This is a genomic window from Acinetobacter sp. NIPH 817 (genome assembly GCF_000368405.1).
Classification (GTDB): domain Bacteria; phylum Pseudomonadota; class Gammaproteobacteria; order Pseudomonadales; family Moraxellaceae; genus Acinetobacter.
Window position 1 is genome coordinate 2,932,891 of sequence record NZ_KB849420.1, and the last position, 22,772, is coordinate 2,955,662.

Genomic DNA, 22,772 nt, shown 5'->3' on the forward strand with positions numbered 1-22,772 from the left:
TCACTATATTATGCTTATGCAGTTACTTTCGCAACAACACCAGCACCTACAGTACGACCACCTTCACGGATCGCAAAACGTAGACCTGGGTCCATTGCGATTGGGTGGATTAATTCTACTGACATTTCAACGTTGTCGCCTGGCATAACCATTTCAACGCCGTCTTGTAATTGGATTGCGCCAGTTACGTCAGTTGTACGGAAGTAGAACTGTGGACGGTAACCGTTAAGGAATGGAGTATGACGACCACCTTCTTCTTTAGAAAGTACGTATACTTCTGCATCGAATTTAGTGTGCGGCTTGATTGTACCTGGTTTAGCAAGTACTTGACCACGTTGTACGTCTTCACGCTTAGTACCACGTAAAAGAACACCACAGTTCTCGCCCGCACGACCTTCGTCAAGAAGTTTACGGAACATTTCTACGCCAGTTACAGTTGTTTTAACTGTATCTTTAATACCAACGATCTCTACTTCTTCACCAACTTTAACGATACCAGCTTCTACACGGCCTGTTACTACAGTACCACGACCAGAAATTGAGAATACGTCTTCGATTGGCATTAAGAATGCTTTGTCGATAGCACGTTCTGGTTCTGGAATGTAAGAGTCAAGCGCTTCAACAAGAGCAAGAACTGAAGACTCGCCATATTGACCAGCATCACCATTAAGAGCTGCAAGAGCTGAACCACGGATAACAGGAGTGTCATCACCTGGGAAGTCATAAGTAGAAAGAAGTTCACGAACTTCCATTTCTACCAATTCAAGTAATTCTTCATCATCAACAAGGTCACACTTGTTTAAGAATACGATGATGTAAGGTACACCAACCTGACGAGAAAGAAGGATGTGTTCACGAGTTTGTGGCATTGGACCATCAGTCGCAGCACATACAAGGATCGCGCCGTCCATCTGAGCAGCACCAGTAATCATGTTTTTAACATAATCGGCGTGGCCCGGGCAGTCTACGTGAGCGTAGTGACGGATTGGAGAATCGTATTCTACGTGTGAAGTATTAATTGTAATACCACGTGCTTTTTCTTCAGGTGCTGAGTCGATTTGTGAGTAATCTTTCGCTTCACCGCCGTAAGTTTTTGCACAAATAGTTGCAATCGCAGCAGTTAAAGTTGTTTTACCATGGTCAACGTGACCAATTGTGCCCACGTTTACGTGTGGCTTATTACGTTCAAACTTAGCCTTAGCCATGTTTATAGTCCTCGTTTACGTCGAACACAATTCTGAGCAAGACTCAGCATCGACATATCGCCTAAAAAATCAAACACCCAATACTTGAAAAGCAGACTAATAAGCCTGCTTTTTAAATCTTTGTAGAAAATCTACTAAACTGTATCTGGAGCTCTTATCGAGATTTGAACTCGAGACCTCTCCCTTACCAAGGGAGTGCTCTACCACTGAGCTATAAGAGCGATTATCCTTCGATGGAGCGGGAGACGAGGGTCGAACTCGCGACATGCAGCTTGGAAGGCTGCCGCTCTACCAACTGAGCTACTCCCGCACGATGCTGGTATACTTAGCACTTCAATCGAAGTTAATGGTGGTGAGAGAAGGATTCGAACCTTCGAAACTTTCGTAGCGGAGTTACAGTCCGCCCCCTTTGACCGCTCGGGAATCTCACCATATCACACTTATTTCAGTGTTATCCTACACTTAACAACTTCACACTTTAAATGGTGCCGGCACACGGATTCGAACTGTGGACCTACTGATTACAAGTCAGTTGCTCTACCAACTGAGCTATGCCGGCGCTTCTTAGTGTTTCGTACGTTTCGTATCGGAACGGTGTGCAGTTTAGCAAAACTTCCAAACGATGCAAGCAGTTTTTTTAAAAAAACTGCTAAAAACTCATAAAATCAATCCGTTTGATGATAATTCAACCGCTTTGATCACTGCGCGAGCTTTTATTTGGGTTTCATTCCATTCTGATTCTGGATTTGAGTCAGCAACTAAGCCCGCTCCAGCCTGTACATACACTTTTTTATCACGGATTACACACGTACGGATTGCAATCGACATATCCATTTCACCATGCCATCCTAAATATCCCACTGCCCCACCAAAAACACCTCTTTTTACAGGCTCTACTTCATCAATAATTTCCATTGCACGAATTTTCGGTGCGCCAGACAAAGTACCTGCTGGAAAAGTTGCCTTAAATACGTCTAGTGCATCGATATCATCACGCACTTCACCTTGTACATTTGAAACGATGTGCATGACATGCGAATAGCGCTCAATGACCATCTGATCAGTCACTTTGACCTTACCAATTTTAGAAACTCGCCCAACATCATTTCGACCAAGGTCAATCAACATTAAATGCTCTGCGATTTCTTTCTCATCAGAGAGTAAGTCTTTTTCTAAAGCGATATCTTCTTCTTTAGTTTTTCCGCGTGGTCTCGTACCAGCCAACGGGCGAACTGTCGCAATACCATTTTCAAGACGAGAGAGAATTTCAGGTGATGACCCTACAATATGGAATGGTTTTTGATCCGTAATTGTTTGACCTTGTACTAAGAACAAATAAGGCGAAGGATTTAAATGGCGTAAAGCACGGTAAACCTGTAAAGCCTCTCCATCAAAGTCAGAAACCATACGTTGCCCAGGAACAACCTGCATAACATCGCCCGCACGGATGTATTCTTTGACCTTTTCTATGGTCTCAAGGAATTTCGCTTTACCCGTAATCGATTCAAAATGTGGGGGTGTATGCGGCTTAGCTTGCAAACTAACTGGTGTAGCCAACAATTGCTCTAATTGATCTAACTTTTGCTGCGCATCTTCATAAGCATTTGGCTGTGCTGTATCGGCATGAACAATTAAAAACAGAGTATCTTTAAGGTTATCAAAGACAATGACCGTTTTTGATAGCATCAACCACAAATCCGGCAATGTAATTGGATCAGCCGCAGGAACATTTTTTAAACGTGGCTCTATGTAGCGAACCGCATCATAGCCTAAATAACCAACCAGCCCGCCAGTAAAACTTGGTAAGTCTGGTAAAAGCTCAGCTGGTGGAACTGTAAATTGCTTCTGGAATTCACGAATATATTCAAATGGATCTAGACAATCTTCTTGTGTGATCGAACCATCAGCATGCTGTATCGATAAAACGCCTGCATTGCATGAAAAAACTGTCGACTCACCCAAACCAATCATGGAGTAACGCGCCCAGTTTTCACCCCCTTCAACCGATTCAAATAAATAAGCTTGTTTTTGCTCCTTAAAACGAGCAAAAACAGATAAAGGTGTTTCCGTATCTGCCAAACGCTGACGATAAACTGGAATAGTATTGTAACCTGATGCTTTAAGCTGTTCGAATTGCGCTAAAGTAGTCATGAATTTTCTCTAATATGGTTTCGATTTAAAAGTGTGTTTTTCTAGTTTCGATTTAGACACGCCATCGAAAAACCATACGCTTATTCATGCTGATCTCCATTTCACTCATTAGATAATTAACTCAGCCAAACTATCAACCACTTGCTGAGGTTTGCAATCATAGATATTTTCTCCATGATTATAGCCATAGCTAACCACAATACAATCAATTCCCGCACGACGCGCAGCCTCAATATCATTACTTGAATCGCCAATCATTAATGATTGTGACGCAGATATTTTTAGACTTTGCATGCAATGCAACAAAGGTAATGGATGTGGCTTTCTCTCTGGCAAGCTATCGCCTCCAAGTACAACTTGAAAATAAGAAGAAAGTTCTAATGCATCAAGTAACCCTTGAGCAAGTTGTACAGGCTTATTGGTAACACATGCCATATGTATATTCAAATTTTTACAATGCTTTAAAAACTCAGTTACACCAGGATAAATTTGAGTGTTCACACAAAGTTCAGCACCGTATATGTCAACAAATTTCTGCAAGAGGACTTCATGCTGTTCAGCATCTAATTTTCCAAAAATATGTAAGAGAACACTTTCACAGAGTTTTGAAGCTCCTTTACCCACCCACTCTCGAATCTGAGCTTCTGTTACCAAAGGCCAACTGAGCGCTTCTAAACTTAAATTCATAGCCCGATACAAATCAGCAGCAGAATCAACCAGTGTTCCATCTAGATCAAATAAAATTAAATCGCGCTTACTTAGTTGTGCAACAGACATCTTTTTCTTCTCAAAATTAAAAAGGCATGCTTTTAGCATGCCTTGATTGTAAAAGCAGCAACGGATTATTTAAAGAATAACCATGCCAATAAAGCTAAAATTACTAAAATAATAATAGTGATTAAACCAACTGAGGCATTCTTCTGTTGCTCTTTTTCTTCAGCAACACGAGAAACTGGCTCATCAAAAGCAATAGGCGCTTGCTGTTGGGCATTGATATCTACACCCTCTGGAATAGGTGCAGGCTTTGGAATAGAAATATTCTGCGGCATACCATCGCGACGAACTTCCACTTCTGCAGCACGCTCTGTAAGGCTTGGCATTCCTTGATCACTTAAATCTGGCGTTGATGCCGTATTTACAGGTTCCACCTCAATTTCAGGCAAATCTAATATTTCCTGCGCAGGTGCTAATACAGAAAATTTAAAGCTAGCAAATTGAACAATATCACCATCATGCAACTGTTTTTCTTGCTCAATACGAATATCGTTTATGAATGTGCCATTCGATGAATTAAGGTCTTGCACCCATAGCAATTGATCTTTTAAAAGCAATGCAGCGTGGCGACGTGAAATTTCAGCAGCTTGTAATAACACATCAGCATCTTGATGGCGCCCCACCAACATATCACGATCAACACTAATTTCTTGGCCGGTAATTTCGCCAGTAATTGCTTGTAATTTCCAAGTCATGCGTATGTCCTATTCATTTTTTATCAATCATAACATGCTACTACGGTGCTGTGCTTGGACGCAGTGTCGTTGTTGTTACTGTATTTTTAGTACGATTAATTTCAGGATCGGGTAACTGCAAGGTTTGCTTTTGAACCGCGGGTTCTACTGCTACAGGTGTGGTTACTGTCGAGCTTTTTCCACCTGAAGGAACCTGTTGATAATTTTTTGGCTGAGAGCTAATACTTGGTGGCGTCATTTTTTGATTATAGACATCATCAACCTGTTCAGGCAGTTTGGCAAAGTTGCCATTTTTATCCATCGCCAATTGCAAGCTGTAAAGTTGATTATAGCGCTGCTGAGACAAACGGCGCACATCATTCGCATCACCCACAATTGTTGGATGAATAAAGACGAGAAGATTACGCTTCACATTACTTCGGGTATCCGAACGGAATAACCGACCTAAATAAGGAATACTACTTAACCCAGGAATACCTTGGTTGTTAAACTCAACATCATCAGATACTAAGCCCCCTAAAACCACTGTCTGCCCATGCTCAGCTAAAACAGCAGTTTTAATAGCACGTTTATTCGTAATTAGGTCAGCAGCCTGACCTTTACTTGATTGAACATTAGAAACTTCTTGTTCAACTTCAAGCCTAACTGTCCCACCTTCACCAATGTGAGGGATAACTTTCAAAGTTACCCCTACATCTTTACGCTCGACTGTCGTATAAGGATTTACTGTTCCCGAAGATCCCGTAGAAACAGAACCAGTCACAAAAGGAACATTTTGCCCCACAACAATATAAGCCTCTTCATTATCCATCGTTACAATAGATGGTGTCGAAAGCAAATTTGATTTGGTATTAGTTTTAAGGGCTTGAATTAATGCACCATAAGCCTTACGAGAATTCTCAAAATTTCCTAAAGCAAAAGTCGCGCCATCACCCTTGTTTTTACCCGATGCAATAGCATTTGCAGCACCTGCCGTACCACTTGATAGGTATCCAGCAGCGATAGACGACAAACTAGCACCTATATTACTAAAACTAAGAAGACCAATTCCACTAGATAAATCACCTAATGCCCATTGGATTCCAAGTTGATCCGCATCATCCCCTGAAACCTCAATAATTGCGGCTTCGATTAAAACTTGCTGACGACGAACATCGAGCTGCTGGATAGCAGACTCTATTTCACGCATTAATTGAGGATCTGCTTTTACAACAAGCGAGTTTTGAGCATTATCCGCAATAATACTCACACCTCCTTGACTAAAACTTGTAATATTACTCTGATTACTATTAGAACTATTATTAAGGTTAATTGAAGGGGTACTAATTGAAGAGCCAGACGGGCCAGAATTTTGGCCATTAACCATTGAATTATTTACCCCTCCCGAAGAAGCTACCGCCCCACCTCCATTTGACGAAGAAACAGCTTGTCCTGTTACGAGGCCTTGTAAAATCTCAGATAAGTTTTTTGCACTAGCATACTTCAATCGAAAAACTTTTAAGCCGCCTAAGCGGTCTGCTGAAGGCACATCCAGCATTTCGATCATGTGGCGAATACGTTTACGCGTTTCAGGATCGCCCTTTACTAAAATACGATTCGTTCGGTTGTCTGCAATAATACGGATACGAGCCCCATTAAAATCTTTAGATGCTCCCGTAGCGCTCATTGCCTCAAGTTGAGTAATGATTTCTTCCGCTTGGCTCGATTGGAGACTTATTGCCTCAATATCATTTTGCCCCGTACCGTCGAGGTTACGAATGATATTTTCAAGTTGGTAGATATTTGCAGCTCGGTCCGAAACAATCAGCGCGTTAGTCCCTGCTATCGCAGCCATATGTGCAAATTGCGGCATTAAAGGGCGAAGTGCTGGAATTAAATCATTTGGATTTGTATTTTCAAGCCAAATGACTCGAGTGACAATTTGATCACCACGCAATCTATTTCTAGAATCGTAAGGGATTCCCGAATTCTTAACATTACTATCTGGCACAAGTTTGATGGTGTTCCCAGAAGGAATTGCCACTACCCCATTTACATTTAAGACCCCAAGAAACAGATCATAAACTTCATCTTTATTAAGTGGTTTATTCGATATTACTGTGACATTGCCACGCACTCGCGGATCTACTGCAAAGTTTTTCCCCGTAATGTCTGCAACTTCATTAATAAATGCAGTTAAGTCAGCATCACGTAAATTGATCTTCCATGTCTGGGCATAAACGCTGCTACTCACTGTCGCAATCAATGGGGCAGCTGCAAGTAATGCCCAAAGTGGACGTTGATGATTCAATAAAGCCATAACTTGCGATAATTCCTAACTCTTATGGTGACGTGTTATCACTAAAAATTTTGTTGTATGGTCATCACTTGATCACCACGTTTTATTTCTAATTTCACTTGCCCAGCTCGACGAGCCTGTTCAAGTAACTGCACATCCGTTTGTCCTTGCCCAACCGTTTGACCGTTTAAGGAAACAATCCGGTCACCCGGCCTTAAACCTAACTTATTTCTAAGCGCAGTGGGTGTACGTTCTGTAACTTCAAAACCTTCGCTTGAGTTCCCGCTTACACCCATATCACGTAGATATTGTTCACGGTTCCCCTGCATTTGCTGAATAGCCTGTCCTAACGCCTCTTGAGTCGTATTAACTGGTGCCGATGACTGAGGCGCAGTAGCAGCTGGTTGTGAGGCATCTGGCGTCATAGGTTGATATAAACCGTTTGGCAAGCCTTTAAACTGAAGTTCACGCGTACTTCCATTACCTTGACGCAATATCACGTGATCCCAATAAACTTCTGCCAACTGATAAGAGGTAGAACCTATTGTTTCTCCCACCCGATACCGGTCAGCAGTATTATCAAGCTTAATAACAGCTGAAGAAAAACGGTTCGGATAACCCAGCATCACGCCTTGTAATTCTAGGTTGACATTTTCCTGAGCTGCATTGGCTGAAGGTTCATTAAAAAGCGAAAAAGTACTAATGTTAGGAATTTGTGGTTGCTGTGATCCTAACTCTACCCGATCAAACTGCATCATTTGAGGAGGTGCAATCACCCACCAAAATAATGAAGCCAATTTCCAGCACAGCCATAGAATTAAAACGGCAAATACAACCACACTTAACCGATCTAATTTTTGCCATTGTAGATGCTGTAATTTCTCAATCCACACTTTCATTAGTTACCCCCTTGTATTAAGGGCTGACGAGAACTAATGACAAATGTATCTAAACCAGCTTTTCCATCATAAGATGGAATATTCAGTAATAATCTTTGCGTAAGCTGCACATCAAGCATCATGTTGGTATCTAATAAAAGATTCGCCATTTTTTGACTGCGTTGATCACGTATATCAACTTGTAGTTGACCGTTTTGATCTGTTAGTTGCCCAGTTAAAGAAGGCATATTCATCCGATCTTGACGATCACCAATATTATAAATTAAAGCACCGCCACCCCAATGCAATTGACCGTCAACTGCGGCGAAACCCTGCTCTTTTTTATAACTAAAATTAATATCTTTTAACTGGATACTATTCACAGGCCATTGCCAGTTCACAATTTGTTTTAATGTTTCAGGCGCAACCTGACCATTCATAGCTTTTACAATTACTTTTTTACCCACGCCATAGCCCATTACCCCAGATAATTGGGTATTTCCACTATGGATATCTACATCAGCAGCGAACCGTAATAAAAACAGGTCAAGAGGTCTAGTTTTCCAATGAATCGAGCCTCTCAAAGTACCACGCCGCCAATCTGCTTGGCCTTGCCAGATATTTCCACTTACATTGTGTAGAGTTTGATTATTCTTTGAAAATTTAGAAATTAGCCACGTCGCCGGGATCTGTAAAATAATAAAAATTAAAAATGCAATGAGTGCAAATAACCACCACTTCCATTGCTTAGACTTTTTCTTCATTCAGCCTTACCAACATGCAAATTATCGTCCTTATTTTGAGAGTAGCTCCCTAGTCTGACATTATGCATACTTTTTCAACATCGCCAATTCACTTCATATAAAAAAACCAAGCAATCGGGCTTGGCTTCGGTATTAAGACTATAAGTTGAACGTATGACAAAATCATGAAAACCTAATGCTAAAAGAACTAAATGCAAATTTGATCTCAACAATGTATTTAAAGATGAATTTAAACACTCAATTTCTTAAATAATATTTACAGCACGCTTTAGATATTTTATGCATAAAAAAACCAGACAAATCTGTCTGGCTTTTTAAATCGGCAATACGATTAGATTAAGAAATCTTCAAGTTTTGCGCCTTTTTCAATTTCAGCAACTAACCAGCGTGGTTGTTTACCACGGCCAGTCCAAGTCTCTTCAGAATTGTTTTTGTTGCGGTAACGTGGCTCAACAGATTTACGTGTTGTTTTCTTACGTTTTTGAGCGCCAAACTCAAGAAGTTGTTCAACACTAAAACCTACATTTTCAGCGATCTCGATAATTTGATTATAAGCATCTTCGATTGCTTGATCTTTTTTACTTGCAATTAAAGCTTCCGCTTCTTCTTGTAAGCGTTTTAACTCTTCAACAGATAATTCACTGATATCCGGTTTCATTAATAAATACTCCAGTCTTACAGACAATTCAAAATAATACAGACAAAATTTAAAAACATAAAATCAAGACCAATATTATTTATAATCTATTAAATAAGCAATAGTTTGAAAGCCGTGTTCATCAGAATAACTAAAAAAATTACCTTTTAATTACATTATCAATTATAAATGAAATATATTTTATTAATATTTATTTAAGATAAATGTATTAAGTCATGCCCAACAGATTTTTCTAGCTCAATAATTTTTTGTTTTATTTCCTGAGGTATTTCACATTTTTGTTCTGTTAATTTATCTACGCAGACCATAACCGCTTCACCAGTAGCCACGATTTGTTGTTGTGTTTCGCTCCATAATATATAAGCCATACGGAATGCACTATTACGGAGCTCTTCCACACGAACACCGACTTTCAATACATCTGGATAAAAAACTGGCTTTAAATATTTACACTGACTTGAGGCTACAACGGTATATAATTGAGCGGTTAATATATTTATTGCTTCCATATATAAAATACGTGAGCTTTCAATATATCGATAATATTGTACATTATTGACATGACCGAAAGCGTCCATATCTCCCCACGCTACTTTCTGTTCATATATTATCGGGTAGACAGACAGTTCTTTCATTTTTGCCTCATATTTTAAATTTTAAAAAATTCGCATCATTTTCAAAGATTAGGTTTAACTGTTTGATTAACACTTCATCTTCATTAAGCGTAGACTTAATACGCAAATAGCTCATTAAAATATTATCTGGATATAATGATAATAATGTTTCAGCCTCTGCTTGACGTCCAGTTGCCATATAGACATGCCATTTTGCAAAGGTTAAAACAGGTAAATTCATATATTGATTTTCAAACTCGATAATTTTTTCTTCGACATCTGCATAGTCTGGGACTTGTTTAAGCAGTTGTTGCTGAAACCACAGATAAAACACTTCTGGATCGAACTGTTCTTTTAATAAGTGTAGTGTTAGGGCTGCGTGCTGCATACTCATATCAGGCATACGCGCCAATAGTTTAAGCCATAACAACTTACTGCTATAAGGTCGAGTTTGAATTTCAGACTCTAAATCCAGATAACGTTGTTGCAAAGCATGCAGATCATCAACAGAAGCTTCATCAAACTGCTGAAGAAGTTGCTGTAACCATAAATCACGGTGCTCAGCATCTAGCAGACCATACTTCATTGAACGTAAATACACCCATGGGTGTAGCAGCGCCAATTGCCCCCATAACGCGGTTAATCTTTGCTGGTAGGCAGTTTCTATTTCCTGAAGCCAAGGTGACAACTGATGCTGATATAAAAACTCAAGATGAGTTAATGCACGTTCAGCTTCGTTTTGGGCTAAAAAGATTTCGATTCGCTCTAACTCTGCCAATTCAAATGCCATAGGCGGTGATTGATCTAAAGCAGCCAATGCTTTCGGATAGTCCCCACTTAAAACCAAAAATTTGGCATCAATAATATTTTTTAAAAGCGCTGACTGAGTGAACACGCATTCAATAAATACACGTTGATCTTCAGCGGCCTCTAATAACCAAACAATACCTAATTGTTCATAGGGGTGAAGGTTTTTAAACTGAAAAATGTTTTCACTTTTCCTCTGCTCGCGAGAGGAATAACGTTTAACCCAAAGCCATATAAGTTGAGCAATAAAACTCATGACCACAAAAGAAAGGGTTAATCCCCAGACATTTGTTTGCAACTGCAATTGTCGCCAGTAAATGTAGACATACCCCATTCCATAGCCATAACTCAATAAAGCTAAAGCGGCAAAGAGTATTAAACTAATTACGAAATAAACCGACAGGAGGTGTTTCATATCTCCTCCTTATGAGCCAATTAGACCAAGTGTAGATAATTTAGGAACAGGCACGACAGATAAATGTGCCACTTTAGCAATACGTTTTTTTAACTGCTGACTCGTTGCATCAGGCATTTCATCTAGCTTTTGCATCACAGATTGCAACTCGTTTTGGTACTCTGTCATTTTGCCTTGATTGAGTGCCTGTTCAGCAATTAATAATCTTAATTGCACTTCTTTGAGCACCACACTTCGATTCATCAAATTAATAGACGGCGTTTCTACTTTTTCTATGCGGAACCATTTTTTCCACCAAGATACAGACTCGGATTGATCCATCTCAAGCTTAGGCTGAGCTAAAGCTTGCTGAATATTTTTATCAATTGTCTGTAATAAATCATCGATCAATTGATGGCGCTGATTTTGAGCCAAAGTGAATTGTTGAACTGCTTGCTTATCCTGCTCAAGCGATTGGCTCAAACTATGTTGCAATGCTGGAGCAATTTCATAGTGCACGAGAGATAGCTGCAACTGATTTAATTGATCAACTGCATAAATCAATTGCTGCTGATCAATTGCAAATTGAATTAAATCTAACTTTTGTTTAATTAAAACTGTAGGAGCAATACCTGTCGGTGGAGCATCTGGGTGAGCTACCGAACTTAGTTTATCGCCTGTATTTACAGGTTGATTCTGTAATTGTCGCTGTAAAGCAACCAATTGATCATTTAAATTGGCATAGTGCTGTTCTGATTGAAGCAGACTTTGCTTAAGCTCAGGAACAGTACGAGAAATTTGCCACATATCGTAACTGAGCTTAGCCAACCAAGCCATGCCCAGTAAAATGATGATAGAAACAAGTTTTCTCATACGAATCCTTATAATGCCTGAATGTGATGAATCATCCCCGAAGGCGATAAATTTTCAAGTTGAATAATGTGAAAATGAGCCTGTTGTTGATCGCGATATTCTTTAACAATTTGAAAAAGGCGTGGTCCTAAAACCAGATATACACAATCAGGTTGTACATTATTTTTTGAACAAAGCTCTAACCAATATTTCCAGCTGGCCTCACTGGTAATTAAGACGAGCCATTTGTGTAAATTATAATTTGAATTCTGTGTCAGATGTTTGAATGTAGAATATGAGGTTTCTGGGCATTGCCGATGATATAAAACGAAATTTAAAATCTGAATGCCTTGCTGCTGCAAAGTTTCCATCATAAATTGACGGCCACCCTTTCCTCGCCAGAAAGCAACACTACCGGCCTGCTTCATATTATGCAGAATAGGCAAATTGAGCATCCCTTCAGAAGTTTCCACATCTGGAATATGTGCTTCTATTCCATATTCATTTAAACGATTGGCTGTTGCTTGTCCTACCGCAATCCACTGAATATGTTTTAAATCACTGAGCTTTAGACCGCTTTTTTCTAAATACGTCATGCCCACCTCAACAGCAGTTGGGCTGACCACAACAATAGCTTGAGCTTTTCTTAATTGCTGGTAAAGCTGAAGTAATTGTTCCGAAAAGGGTTTAGCAACGAGTTCTAAAAGAGGTAAAGACTCAACCTGATAACCTTCATTTTGCAAAACATCTGTTAATTCAGCTGCACGAGAATCAGGTCGAGTATTAATAAACAACATGGTTTAGTAGAGGGCCTTTAATAGCTCACCCGCACCTTGATCAAGTAAGTTCCGAGCAAGGTTTTCGCCCAGTTGATGAGCATTGCTAGCTTCATCTGTCAGTTCAGCACGTAATAATGTTTGCCCATCAGGACTTCCGACACGGCCTTCAATATGAATTTGTCCATTTTGTAGTGTGGCATAACCTGCAATTGGAACCTGACAACCACCTTCAAGATAGGCATTAAAAGCACGCTCAGCACGTACACAAACATCGGTTTCTTCGTGTAATAACGGTTGAATTAAAGCTAATACATCTTGGTCAGCTGCACGGCATTCCAAGCCCAACGCACCTTGACCCACCGCAGGCAAACTAATGTCTGGTGCTAAACAATGACGGATACGTTCTGACAATCCTAAACGCTTCAAACCAGCGCTAGCTAAAATAATAGCGTCATATTGACCATCATCTAGTTTCGCTAAACGTGTGCCAACATTTCCACGCAAGTCAATAATTTGCAAATCAGGACGTTGTTTTAAAATTTGAGATTTACGACGTAAACTTGAGGTACCAACTTTTGCACCTTGAGGTAAGTCGGCAAATTTTTCAAATTGATTTGAAACGAAAGCATCTAATGGATCTTCACGTTCACAAATTACTGCCAAGGTTAGACCTTCTGGCAAAGCCATCGGGACATCTTTCATTGAATGTACAGCTAAATCTGCACGCCCATCTAAAAGTGCTGCTTCTAACTCTTTAACAAACAGCCCTTTCCCACCAATTTTTGCTAAAGGCGTATCTAAGATTTTATCGCCCTGCGTGACAAATTTAACCAACTCCACCGTTAAATCTGGGTGAAGCTCCTGTAATCGGGCACGAATATATTCTGCCTGCCAAAGAGCAAGTGGGCTTTGTCGTGTAGCAATTTTCAAGATTTTCATAAATTCAAGCATGGGCTGGTCAAACGATACACCCTAAACTTAACTTGATCCCTTAAAATTGCAAGTAAAATCTCGCACACCCAAGATAACTCTTTTTAACTTTAGAGCTGATGGATCCGCTCTCTAAGCATAGATAAATGTCGACGACTCACTGAAAGTCGCTCATCTAAGCCACGTAAACGAACCTGATATTGCCCAGAGCTAACGAGCTCCAGTCCATCTAAATATGCAACTGCAACCAATGCATTTCGATGAATACGAATGAATTGATCTGCAAATTCGGTTTCAAGCTCTTTTAAAGTTTCATCAATTAATACGCTGCCATTTTGATGACGCACCGTGACATATTTTTGATCGGCTAAAAAATAATAAATATTTTCAACTGGAATTAGCTCAACCCCACGATAGGTTTTTGCAGCAATTTGATGTCGTTGTGTTTTTACATCATGTAAAAAATCATGTTGTGGTAAAGCATTGAGCTGCGCTTGAGTAAGCTGAGTCAATTGACTAAAAACTTGTTCAAGTTCTTGAGGATCAATTGGTTTAAGAAGATAAGCTTGAGCTTGAGACTTAAATGCTTCCAATGCATGTTGATCATAGGCTGTACAGAATACAATCGCAGGTCGAGGATTGAGCTGACTTATCTGTTCCGCACAGACAAGACCATTCATACCTGGCATTTGAATATCAAGTAAAATTACATCCGGTTGATGAAGCCGCGCCTGTTCCAAGGCCTCTTGTCCATGATGAGCCATTGATACAACTTCATGTCCCATCTTTGAAACTAAACGTGATAATCGCTCCACTGCAAGTGGTTCGTCATCACAAATCAGCACCTTCATTCATCCTCCTTGTCACCGTTAACTTGATCCATTTTTTTATGGTTAACTCTGACTAACTTATTATTTTGTTTGATATTGATAGCTCATAATGGTGGTATATAAGGTTTCACCTTTATAAACCTGAAATCTTACGCAACTCCCATAATATGCTTTCAGGCGCTGCTTAACATTTTCAAGCGCGATTCCATGCCCTTTCCTTGAATTTATTGTATCGTCTGTATAGGGGTTGGTAATGACTATACTGACCTGATTTTGCAATATTTCAACCAATACCCCTATGGTTGCCTTACCCATCATTGGTTCTACCCCATGAAAAATACTATTCTCTAACAAAGGTTGTAATGTCAATAAAGGAATGGTGATCTGTTTGAGTTGCACAGGTGAAAGCTCGACTTTCCAATCTACTTTTAAGCGCTCTCCCAAACGGACCTGTTCAATCATTAAATATTGTTTACTTAGCTCGATTTCTTCATACAAACTCACCAATTTCAATTCTTGGAAGCTGGCACGAAATAAACGTGACAGACTAATAAGCATGCTTTCTGCTTTATCTGGATCTATCGCAATTAAACTGACTACATTATTTAGACTATTAAATAAAAAATGAGGATGAATTCGCGCTTGCATGGCCTGAATACGGGCATTTAATTCTGCATATTGCTGATGTAACCATTGTTCTCTGACATATAAATAACGTAGGCAGAAAGCCCCGAGTAATATTCCATAGCTTAGATATAAAGGCACATTGGTAAAATAAATGCTCCAGCCCTGCGTTAATGACGCATGTTTATTTAAAAGACCAAACTGAAAAAAATTACTCATTAAAGTGGTTAAAACAACAATACCTTGCAACATGATAAAGCCAATAACCAAGGCAAACTCTTGACGTAAAGTGCTAAAAAAACCTTGAAAACGCTCAACCAAGGCAAAAAATGACAATATTACCCAATTAATAAAAACGATGTATTGAAAAAGCCTTCCCCCGCTCAAGGCTTGCCAAGACTGTGCTTCAGCCAATGCTAAGACCAGAGCCAAAACATTACTTGCGATAATTAATTCGAATAAGTGTTGCCAACGCCCGTTTTTCGTAAAAAAATAGGAGGAATTTTGATTTCGGTATGCTGTAGGAAACAACTTTGTTTGTTGAGCTTCGGCAAGTGATATACTCTTTTTTATTTTACTGAGCCACCATGACCACATCTTCAAATCCCCCTAATTCAGTAACCCCAGACCAAACCTCAGGTATGTGGGGTGGTCGTTTTTCTGAAGCGACGGACGCTTTTGTAGCCGAATTTACCGCCTCTGTTCAGTTTGACCAACGTTTTTATAAACAAGACATCGCTGGTTCGATTGCGCATGCTACCATGCTTGCGAAAGTTGGCGTACTCACAGAAGCAGAACGCGATGACATTATTGAAGGTTTAAGCACCATTCGCTCAGAAATTGAGGCTGGAAACTTTGAGTGGCGCATCGATCTTGAAGATGTTCACATGAACATTGAATCACGTTTGACTCAACGTATTGGCATTACAGGTAAAAAACTACACACAGGTCGTAGCCGTAACGATCAGGTTGCAACTGATATTCGTCTTTACCTACGCGACGAAATTGATGATATTTTAAAATTATTAGAACGTTTACAAAAAGGCTTGTTAGGCTTGGCTGCCAAAAATGTAAATACCATTATGCCGGGCTTTACACACCTACAAACTGCTCAGCCTGTGACTTTTGGTCATCACTTGTTAGCATGGTTTGAAATGTTGATTCGTGACTCTGAACGTCTTCAAGATTGTCGTAAGCGCGTTAACCGCATGCCACTTGGTTCAGCTGCTCTTGCCGGTACAACTTATCCGATTGACCGCGCCTATACAGCAGAACTTTTAGGTTTTGAAGCAATATCTGAAAACTCTCTTGATGCTGTATCTGACCGTGACTTTGCCATTGAATTTAATGCTGCTGCTGCACTGATCATGATGCACTTATCACGTATGTCAGAAGAGCTCATTCTTTGGACTTCTGCACAGTTTAAATTTGTGAATATTCCTGACCGCTTCTGTACTGGTTCTTCAATTATGCCGCAGAAGAAAAATCCGGATGTTCCAGAGCTTATTCGTGGTAAATCTGGCCGTGTATTTGGTGACTTAATTAGCTTGCTTACGCTCATGAAAGGTCAACCATTGGCGTACAACAAAGATAACCAAGAAGATAAAGAACCTTTATTTGATGCAATCGATACGGTTCGTGGTTCACTCATGGCTTTCGCAGATATGATTCCTGCATTGGTTCCAAATATTGAAATCATGCGTGAAGCTGCGCTTCGTGGATTCTCAACTGCAACCGATCTTGCTGACTACTTAGTGAAAAAAGGCGTTGCTTTCCGTGATGCTCATGAAATTGTAGGTAAAGCTGTTGCATTAGGTGTTGCTGAAGAAAAAGATTTATCTGAACTCACACTTGAGCAATTACAGCAATTCTCTGACTTAATTACAGCAGATGTGTTTGATAAAGCCTTAACACTAGAAGCTTCTGTAAATGCACGTGATCATATTGGCGGAACTTCACCAAAACAGGTTGAAGCTGCGATTGCTCGTGCCCATACACGTTTAGAACAGTTATACGCTTAAGGATAAACCATGAGTCGACAAGTTTTTTGCCGCAAATATCAAAAGGAAATGGAAGGTCTAGACTTCGCTCCTTTCCCGGGTGCTAAAGGCCAAGATTTTTTTGAAAATGTTTCTAAGCAAGCATGGCAAGAATGGTTAAAACACCAAACTACGCTGATTAATGAAAAACGCTTAAACGTGTTTGAACCAGATGCGAAGAAGTTCCTTGAAGAACAACGTGAGAAGTTCTTTAACAATGATGAAAGCGTAGAAAAAGCTGAAGGCTGGAAACCAGAATAATCGGTTTGTTTTAGCTTCTTCATCATTAAAAAGGCGGATCCTATACACATAGACCCGCCTTTTTTTACGTGAAACTTACACAAGCATAAAAAGCCTTACATAGAGCGAACAGGACTCTACATGACATCAAAAAGCAAAGAACTTAATATCAATTCATAGCAAGAAGAACACGATCCCTGTCGTGTTTATGCACTTGATTTTCTGTCCTGAACTTCCCCCCAAAGTTCGGGACATTTTTTTATCTATTATTTTTAAACAAATAAAAAAAAGCCTTGTTTCAAACAAGGCCTTTAAATATTTCAGCTCAAGATTACTTTTCGTGAACTTTAGCTTCAATTTCTTCAATTTTGGTATGACGAGCATCAAAGCCTTTTGCCATATAAATAACTTGCTCAGCAATGTTACGTGCATGGTCACCAATACGCTCTAAAGAACGTAGAACCCACATGACGTTAATTACACGAGCAATATGGCGTGGATCTTCAATCATATAGGTCATTAATGTGCGCGTTGCTGACTGATATTCACGGTCGATGTCAGCATCGGCTAAAAGCACACGTAAAGCTTGATCTGCATCTAAACGTGCAAAAGCATCAAGTGCATCATGAATCATGACACGAACTTGGTTACCAATATGACGTGTTTCCATGTAGCCACGAGGTGAACCACCCTCTTCACAAAGGTTCTGTGCAATACGGGCAATTTTTGCAGCTTCATCCCCAATACGCTCAAGGTCAGTATTGGCTTTGCTCATGGCAATAACCATACGCAAGTCAATCGCTGCTGGATGACGACGCGCCAAAATTAGCGTCAAGCCTTCATCAATATCACGTTCATATTGATTGACTGCATTATCTTTAAATTGAACATCAATCGCTAAATTTGCGTCTGTATCAAGCAAAGAATGAATTGCATTTGCGACCTGTTGTTCGACCAAGCCACCCATGGTCATAAACTTTGTGTTTACATCTTGCAAATCTTCATTAAATTGAGAAGAAATATGATGGGTTAACACCGGATTACTTGGACTCAAGGGAAGCCTCCAACATGATGGCGCAGGAATAAAATGATTGAGCATTAAAACACAGCAATCATTAAGTTTTTATGACAAAATTAAATTTCAGATAAAAGCATTTTATTACTGATAAGTTAACCAGCTATTAAGCTCAACCAGATCTTTTTCACCGAGCTGGCCTACTGCAGCTTTTAAACGAAGCACATTCAATAAATAGTCATATTGAGCATTAAGATAATCCTGTTTTGCAGAAAAAGCATTACGCTGGGCCAATAAAACATCAACCATACTTTTTAAGCCTTCGTTATAGCTCGCTTTCGAGGCTTGAGAAACTAAAGAAGATGAATCCATTGCAGCTTTTCTTGCTTCGAGTTTGGCTTGGTCTGTATCGACCTGCATAAATGCACTTTTCACATCGACATTGGCACGGCGGATGGCCGCATCAAGTTGAGCCTGAGCTTTACTAGCTTCTACAGTTGCCTTTTTAATTGATGTTCGGGTCCGTCCACCATTAAATAAATTCCAGTTCATTTCTACCCCAACCTGATCAAATTTTCCGTCAGTGGAAATAAGAGTCTCTGGGGTCTGTTTGGTATAACCATAGCTCGCCACAGCATCTATTTGAGGATAAAGTGCGGCTTTTTCTACACGGCGCTGATCTTCACTATATTGTTGCTGTAAACGAGCTTGCTGGATCTTTAGATTTTTTTGCTGGGCCAAAGAAATCCAATCATTAAGCTCTGCTGGATAAGGCTTTTGAAAACTAAAGTCACTTCGTAATACAGCAAGTTTATCTTGATAAGAACCGATATATTCAGACAGCTGTTCTTGGGCCAAAAGTAATTGAACATTGGTTGAAATACGATTGGCTCTGGCATTTTGATATTGAGCATTTGCTTCACTCACATCACTACGCGCCACCAAACCTTCTTTGAGTTTGGCATTCATCATATTCAGCTGCTCAAGCAAAGCTTTTTCTTCTTGTAGGTATGCAACACTGAGTGCTTGCTGACGCAGTACATTAAAATAGGCTTCTGCTACATTTAAAACATGATCTTGTTTTTGCAGTCTTAAGGTAATTTCACTTAAGGCAACTGAAGTTTTAACTTGTTTATAACCTTCCCAAGCATCCATTCGAAACAATGGCTGACGTGCTGTTAAGGTCGCTTGCTGAGTCGTTGAAGTATTACTCACCAAAGCATCAGAAAGTCCTTCTTGGTCAACACCCGGAAAGTTTGAACGCTTTACAGTTTGTCGATTACGCGTGATGTTTCCAGACAGTGTAACGGTGGGTAATAACGCTCCCGTTGCCAAGCCTAAATTAAGTTGATCTGCTTCAAATTGTTGTTGATTGGCTTGCCATGTCGGATCATTTTGTTTTGCGCGCTCATAAGTCTCAACCAAATCTAGAGCAAAACTCGAAGATGCAAAACTCCAAAGGCCAACAGCGACCATTAATTTTATTTTCATTGTTCAAATCAACGATAAAACTTGCCTTTAAGACTAAGAAAAATTCGAATCAAACTCAAGCCATTAAAAGTTTTAGTTTTTTTAAGCGTTCTCAGTTTTTGACAATATTAAAATACAAATAAAAATCAAAAGCATGCCTATCCAACCCAACCATGAAACATGCTCACCCACCAACACAATCGCAAAAATCGCAGCAACTAAAGGTTCAAATAAAGTTAAGGTCGTCGCTTTGCTGGCATTTACTGTTTTTAGACCAAATCCAAAAAGTAAATAACCCAAAAACATAGGAATCAGCATCATATAACCAGCCACAAGTAAATTGGTTGAGCTTTGTAATAACCCACCACCTGTAACCAACAAAGTAGGAAGCAAAATAACTGCCCCACCACCCATAATCATGCCCATTGCAGCTTTAGAAGCAACACCCCGATCTATTAATCTTTTTGCAGCCCATGAATAAAGTGAATAAGTTGTAGCCGCGACAAGCCCAAGAAAAATACCGAAGTATTTATTCAATTGATTTGTATCGTCTAGAACCGCATGACTTTCACCCATCGACAGCATTGTTACGCCAAGCACACCGCAAATAAAACTTAGAAACCAGATAGCTGATAAGGCTTTGCGATCAAAGAATTTCTCTAAAATTGCTGCGATCAATGGAGCAGTACCAATTGAGACCACGGTGCCAATCGTAATACCTGCATAATGCATCGAGGAATAAAAGGCCAAAGGATAAATACCAACTGCCGCTACACCCAAAAGCAATATGAAAAGATTTTCTCTTATAAATTGTCGGTTTTCACGTATCGCTCGTGATGCAACCAAAGCTTGTAAAAGACCTCCACCGCCCATCGCTACAGCGCCAATAGCGAGTGGACCAAGTGTCGGAGCAAATGCGGCCGCAGTACCGGTTGTTCCCCACAAAACAGAGGCAACTAAAATCGCGATTGTGCCTCCATAACTACTATTTTTAATGAGGCTAATCATGGGGGCATTCTCTATTTAAAATGTCTTCTGCCATTTGTTTTGCTAATAGAAGTTGACGACTGTTTCCTTCTAAACCTGCTCGTGCCATAGAACCTTCTAAAAGAAAAGAAAGCTGCGTAGCCACATAGCTAATCCGCTGTGAGTCTGGTATCAATTTTTTTAAATGTTCAGCAACCATAGCCTCGACTTCTTCTTTATGCTGTCTTACCGAACTTCGCCCTGCACTATTTGCCGGAAACTCAGCCGCAGCATTCAATAACCCACAACCTCGAAAGCCTTTTTCATAGGCAAATTCCGCATGGTCTTGATAGGCATCAAATACGGCCAAGATGGCTTGTTTCGCTGTTTTTATTTTTTCTAAACGCTTTTGGTAGAGATCAAGCCACTCTTTATGACGCGCAGCAATGTAGGCATCGACAAGCTCACCTTTTGAAGAAAAATTATTATAAAGCGACATCTTAGCAACATCTGCTTTAGCCGTAACCGAGTTAATTCCAGTTGCAGTAATGCCATCGTTATAAAACAAAGTTGAAGCGGCATCGAGAATTTTCTGTCTTGCTGTTTTATCATTCATAGCTTTAATTTAAGTAGACCGACCTACCTAATAATAAAGATTTCTAACAATGATGCAATCTTTTTCCGAGTTATAATTTGAGCAATATTCACTTTGATAAAAATACAATGATGAAAAAATTTCTAATGATGAGTATGTGCAGCGCACTACTTTTAGCTGGATGTAATAAAACATCAGAGCAAAATCAGACCGTATCTAAAGAGCAAAAATCAACTGAGCAAAAGGTAACTCAACAACAAGACAGTAGCTGCTTACAAATTATGGTAGCTATGCACACGATTAATCAGAACAGCAAAATAGAAGACTTAAATCAAATTAATGAAAAGCTTAAAACGTGTGTTCCTTCATTAAAAAATGATGAACAGCTTAAGCTAATTGATGCATCAACAGCCATGTATCAACGTTTTATTAAACAAGACTACACTGAAAAAACAGGTAGAGCGTTTGAAGCTTTTGGCTATGCTGTTTTAGAACATAAACAACAAGACCTTAAAAAGGTGATTCAAAGTCAGAAAAAGCTCTTCGCCCAACTGAGCCCGCGTGATCAATATTTACTTCAACATGAAGGCCAAGCCTACATTGAACTCCTTTATCAAGGCGAAGGCATGTTTACCTATCGACGTCAGCCAAACTATTTAGTTGATGTTTTTTCTAAAGCCTTACCAGCAGACCAAAAAGAGTTCTTAACGCGTATGGCAAAAGACAATCAAAATATTTTTTATAACGATGGTGCATTGGCTATTTCTTGGAAAGAACTCACTGAACGTGCATTGTTTTGGGAAAAATTTATTCAAAAATATCCAAAGAGCCACTTTATTAGTGACGCCAAATTACTCTTTAACGAATATCGCTATTTTATTTTCTTTGGTCTCGATAATACGCCTGTGTCAGATGAATATGCACCGAATACATGGTTTGATAAAGATGCGCTTCAACAAATTCGGTTTCTCTCTACACAAAATGAGTCGAGTCTAGCGAAACCTGCTCAACTGTTTCTTAAATTTACTGCCACGCCTGTAGAGGAGCGTAATAAGCAATTTAAAATAGATTTAACTGATAAGAATGGCGATAAAAAATCAAATTATCAGATGACTCATGAACAACTCGAGCAGCTCTTAAAATTAGACTCCCCATGGAACACTGAAGTCTATCGTGACTGCCATATGGATGCGGTTTGTATAGATACAAATTGA

The 22,772-nt window shown here is 39.6% G+C and carries 22 protein-coding genes and 4 tRNA genes; 3 read left to right on the plus strand and 23 right to left on the minus strand.

Annotated elements, in window-relative coordinates; all coding sequences use genetic code 11:
• Positions 1-14: 14 nt before the first annotated feature.
• The 19 genes from tuf to F968_RS17490 form a co-directional block, all read right to left on the minus strand.
• Positions 15-1,205, minus strand: a complete 1,191-nt coding sequence (tuf, locus tag F968_RS17400; protein ID WP_004794160.1) for an elongation factor Tu — start codon at positions 1,203-1,205, stop codon at positions 15-17.
• Positions 1,206-1,351: 146 nt separating this feature from the next.
• A tRNA-Thr gene (locus F968_RS17405) sits at positions 1,352-1,426 on the minus strand.
• Between the two features lie 13 nt (positions 1,427-1,439).
• Positions 1,440-1,515, minus strand: a tRNA-Gly gene (locus F968_RS17410).
• 37 nt (positions 1,516-1,552) lie between these two features.
• Positions 1,553-1,636 (minus strand) — tRNA-Tyr (locus F968_RS17415).
• 52 nt (positions 1,637-1,688) lie between these two features.
• A tRNA-Thr gene (locus F968_RS17420) sits at positions 1,689-1,764 on the minus strand.
• Between the two features lie 98 nt (positions 1,765-1,862).
• A complete protein-coding gene (trpE, locus tag F968_RS17425) occupies positions 1,863-3,356 on the minus strand; it encodes an anthranilate synthase component I (protein ID WP_004795107.1) in 1,494 nt (497 codons plus the stop codon).
• Positions 3,357-3,464: 108 nt separating this feature from the next.
• Positions 3,465-4,133 carry a phosphoglycolate phosphatase gene (locus F968_RS17430; protein WP_004795108.1) on the minus strand — a complete coding sequence of 223 codons (669 nt, stop codon included), beginning with the start codon at positions 4,131-4,133 and terminating at the stop codon, positions 3,465-3,467.
• A gap of 65 nt (positions 4,134-4,198) precedes the next feature.
• Positions 4,199-4,825 (minus strand): FHA domain-containing protein, encoded by a 627-nt coding sequence (locus F968_RS17435; RefSeq protein WP_004795109.1) that lies wholly within the window; start codon positions 4,823-4,825, stop codon positions 4,199-4,201.
• Positions 4,826-4,865: 40 nt separating this feature from the next.
• Positions 4,866-7,124: a type II secretion system secretin GspD gene (gspD, locus tag F968_RS17440; protein WP_004795110.1), complete on the minus strand. Its 2,259-nt coding sequence runs from the start codon at positions 7,122-7,124 to the stop codon at positions 4,866-4,868.
• 41 nt (positions 7,125-7,165) lie between these two features.
• Positions 7,166-8,002, minus strand: coding sequence for a type II secretion system protein N (locus F968_RS17445; protein ID WP_004795111.1), 837 nt, complete (start codon positions 8,000-8,002; stop codon positions 7,166-7,168).
• Entirely contained in the window at positions 8,002-8,745 is a 744-nt protein-coding gene (gene gspN / locus F968_RS17450) for a type II secretion system protein N (protein WP_004795112.1), read from the minus strand. Before gspN ends, F968_RS17445 begins: the two co-directional genes overlap by 1 nt.
• Before the next feature lie 331 nt (positions 8,746-9,076).
• Positions 9,077-9,403 carry an H-NS histone family protein gene (locus F968_RS17455; RefSeq protein WP_002053185.1) on the minus strand — a complete coding sequence of 109 codons (327 nt, stop codon included), beginning with the start codon at positions 9,401-9,403 and terminating at the stop codon, positions 9,077-9,079.
• Positions 9,404-9,597: 194 nt separating this feature from the next.
• Complete coding sequence (locus F968_RS17460) at positions 9,598-10,038, minus strand: acyl-CoA thioesterase (RefSeq protein WP_004795113.1); 441 nt, start codon at positions 10,036-10,038, stop codon at positions 9,598-9,600.
• Between the two features lie 7 nt (positions 10,039-10,045).
• On the minus strand, positions 10,046-11,239 hold the full coding sequence (locus tag F968_RS17465; protein WP_004795114.1) for a hypothetical protein: 1,194 nt from the start codon (positions 11,237-11,239) through the stop codon (positions 10,046-10,048).
• Positions 11,240-11,248: 9 nt separating this feature from the next.
• Complete coding sequence (locus F968_RS17470) at positions 11,249-12,091, minus strand: hypothetical protein (protein ID WP_004795115.1); 843 nt, start codon at positions 12,089-12,091, stop codon at positions 11,249-11,251.
• An 8-nt stretch (positions 12,092-12,099) separates the two neighbouring features.
• Positions 12,100-12,867 carry a uroporphyrinogen-III synthase gene (locus tag F968_RS17475; protein WP_004795116.1) on the minus strand — a complete coding sequence of 256 codons (768 nt, stop codon included), beginning with the start codon at positions 12,865-12,867 and terminating at the stop codon, positions 12,100-12,102.
• A gap of 3 nt (positions 12,868-12,870) precedes the next feature.
• Positions 12,871-13,788 (minus strand): hydroxymethylbilane synthase, encoded by a 918-nt coding sequence (gene hemC, locus F968_RS17480; RefSeq protein WP_034596687.1) that lies wholly within the window; start codon positions 13,786-13,788, stop codon positions 12,871-12,873.
• Positions 13,789-13,889: 101 nt separating this feature from the next.
• A complete protein-coding gene (locus F968_RS17485) occupies positions 13,890-14,630 on the minus strand; it encodes a LytR/AlgR family response regulator transcription factor (RefSeq protein ID WP_004795118.1) in 741 nt (246 codons plus the stop codon).
• 60 nt (positions 14,631-14,690) lie between these two features.
• Positions 14,691-15,830 carry a sensor histidine kinase gene (locus F968_RS17490; protein WP_004795119.1) on the minus strand — a complete coding sequence of 380 codons (1,140 nt, stop codon included), beginning with the start codon at positions 15,828-15,830 and terminating at the stop codon, positions 14,691-14,693.
• Here F968_RS17490 and argH point away from each other — a divergent pair.
• Both argH and F968_RS17500 read left to right on the plus strand, forming a co-directional pair.
• Positions 15,821-17,254, plus strand: a complete 1,434-nt coding sequence (argH, locus tag F968_RS17495; RefSeq protein WP_034596480.1) for an argininosuccinate lyase — start codon at positions 15,821-15,823, stop codon at positions 17,252-17,254. The two genes, F968_RS17490 and argH, sit on opposite strands and share 10 nt — an antisense overlap.
• Positions 17,255-17,263: 9 nt before the next feature.
• On the plus strand, positions 17,264-17,533 hold the full coding sequence (locus F968_RS17500) for an oxidative damage protection protein (protein WP_004795121.1): 270 nt from the start codon (positions 17,264-17,266) through the stop codon (positions 17,531-17,533).
• Between the two features lie 310 nt (positions 17,534-17,843).
• On the opposite strand, the gene phoU is transcribed toward F968_RS17500, so the two are convergent.
• The 4 genes from phoU to F968_RS17520 form a co-directional block, all read right to left on the minus strand.
• Entirely contained in the window at positions 17,844-18,566 is a 723-nt protein-coding gene (phoU, locus tag F968_RS17505; protein ID WP_013199117.1) for a phosphate signaling complex protein PhoU, read from the minus strand.
• A gap of 105 nt (positions 18,567-18,671) precedes the next feature.
• The gene (locus tag F968_RS17510; protein ID WP_081399579.1) at positions 18,672-20,003 is read right to left on the minus strand and encodes a multidrug efflux outer membrane protein AbuO; all 1,332 of its coding nucleotides are present in this window, start codon (positions 20,001-20,003) and stop codon (positions 18,672-18,674) included.
• A 96-nt stretch (positions 20,004-20,099) separates the two neighbouring features.
• The gene (locus tag F968_RS17515) at positions 20,100-21,005 is read right to left on the minus strand and encodes a DMT family transporter (RefSeq protein WP_004795127.1); all 906 of its coding nucleotides are present in this window, start codon (positions 21,003-21,005) and stop codon (positions 20,100-20,102) included.
• A complete protein-coding gene (locus tag F968_RS17520) occupies positions 20,998-21,579 on the minus strand; it encodes a TetR/AcrR family transcriptional regulator (protein ID WP_004795129.1) in 582 nt (193 codons plus the stop codon). Before F968_RS17520 ends, F968_RS17515 begins: the two co-directional genes overlap by 8 nt.
• Before the next feature lie 107 nt (positions 21,580-21,686).
• On the opposite strand from F968_RS17520, the gene F968_RS17525 reads away from it, so the two are divergent.
• Positions 21,687-22,772, plus strand: coding sequence for a hypothetical protein (locus tag F968_RS17525; protein WP_212749654.1), 1,086 nt, complete (start codon positions 21,687-21,689; stop codon positions 22,770-22,772).

Coding starts and splice junctions, on each gene's coding strand:
- tuf (WP_004794160.1), bottom strand. CDS start 1,205: ATGGCTAAGGCTAAGTTTGAACGTAATAAGCCACACGTAAACGTGGGC.
- trpE (WP_004795107.1), bottom strand. CDS start 3,356: ATGACTACTTTAGCGCAATTCGAACAGCTTAAAGCATCAGGTTACAAT.
- F968_RS17430 (WP_004795108.1), bottom strand. CDS start 4,133: ATGTCTGTTGCACAACTAAGTAAGCGCGATTTAATTTTATTTGATCTA.
- F968_RS17435 (WP_004795109.1), bottom strand. CDS start 4,825: ATGACTTGGAAATTACAAGCAATTACTGGCGAAATTACCGGCCAAGAA.
- gspD (WP_004795110.1), bottom strand. CDS start 7,124: ATGGCTTTATTGAATCATCAACGTCCACTTTGGGCATTACTTGCAGCT.
- F968_RS17445 (WP_004795111.1), bottom strand. CDS start 8,002: ATGAAAGTGTGGATTGAGAAATTACAGCATCTACAATGGCAAAAATTA.
- gspN (WP_004795112.1), bottom strand. CDS start 8,745: ATGAAGAAAAAGTCTAAGCAATGGAAGTGGTGGTTATTTGCACTCATT.
- F968_RS17455 (WP_002053185.1), bottom strand. CDS start 9,403: ATGAAACCGGATATCAGTGAATTATCTGTTGAAGAGTTAAAACGCTTA.
- F968_RS17460 (WP_004795113.1), bottom strand. CDS start 10,038: ATGAAAGAACTGTCTGTCTACCCGATAATATATGAACAGAAAGTAGCG.
- F968_RS17465 (WP_004795114.1), bottom strand. CDS start 11,239: ATGAAACACCTCCTGTCGGTTTATTTCGTAATTAGTTTAATACTCTTT.
- F968_RS17470 (WP_004795115.1), bottom strand. CDS start 12,091: ATGAGAAAACTTGTTTCTATCATCATTTTACTGGGCATGGCTTGGTTG.
- F968_RS17475 (WP_004795116.1), bottom strand. CDS start 12,867: ATGTTGTTTATTAATACTCGACCTGATTCTCGTGCAGCTGAATTAACA.
- hemC (WP_034596687.1), bottom strand. CDS start 13,788: ATGAAAATCTTGAAAATTGCTACACGACAAAGCCCACTTGCTCTTTGG.
- F968_RS17485 (WP_004795118.1), bottom strand. CDS start 14,630: ATGAAGGTGCTGATTTGTGATGACGAACCACTTGCAGTGGAGCGATTA.
- argH (WP_034596480.1), top strand. CDS start 15,821: ATGACCACATCTTCAAATCCCCCTAATTCAGTAACCCCAGACCAAACC.
- F968_RS17490 (WP_004795119.1), bottom strand. CDS start 15,830: ATGTGGTCATGGTGGCTCAGTAAAATAAAAAAGAGTATATCACTTGCC.
- F968_RS17500 (WP_004795121.1), top strand. CDS start 17,264: ATGAGTCGACAAGTTTTTTGCCGCAAATATCAAAAGGAAATGGAAGGT.
- F968_RS17510 (WP_081399579.1), bottom strand. CDS start 20,003: ATGGTCGCTGTTGGCCTTTGGAGTTTTGCATCTTCGAGTTTTGCTCTA.
- F968_RS17515 (WP_004795127.1), bottom strand. CDS start 21,005: ATGATTAGCCTCATTAAAAATAGTAGTTATGGAGGCACAATCGCGATT.
- F968_RS17520 (WP_004795129.1), bottom strand. CDS start 21,579: ATGAATGATAAAACAGCAAGACAGAAAATTCTCGATGCCGCTTCAACT.
- F968_RS17525 (WP_212749654.1), top strand. CDS start 21,687: ATGATGAAAAAATTTCTAATGATGAGTATGTGCAGCGCACTACTTTTA.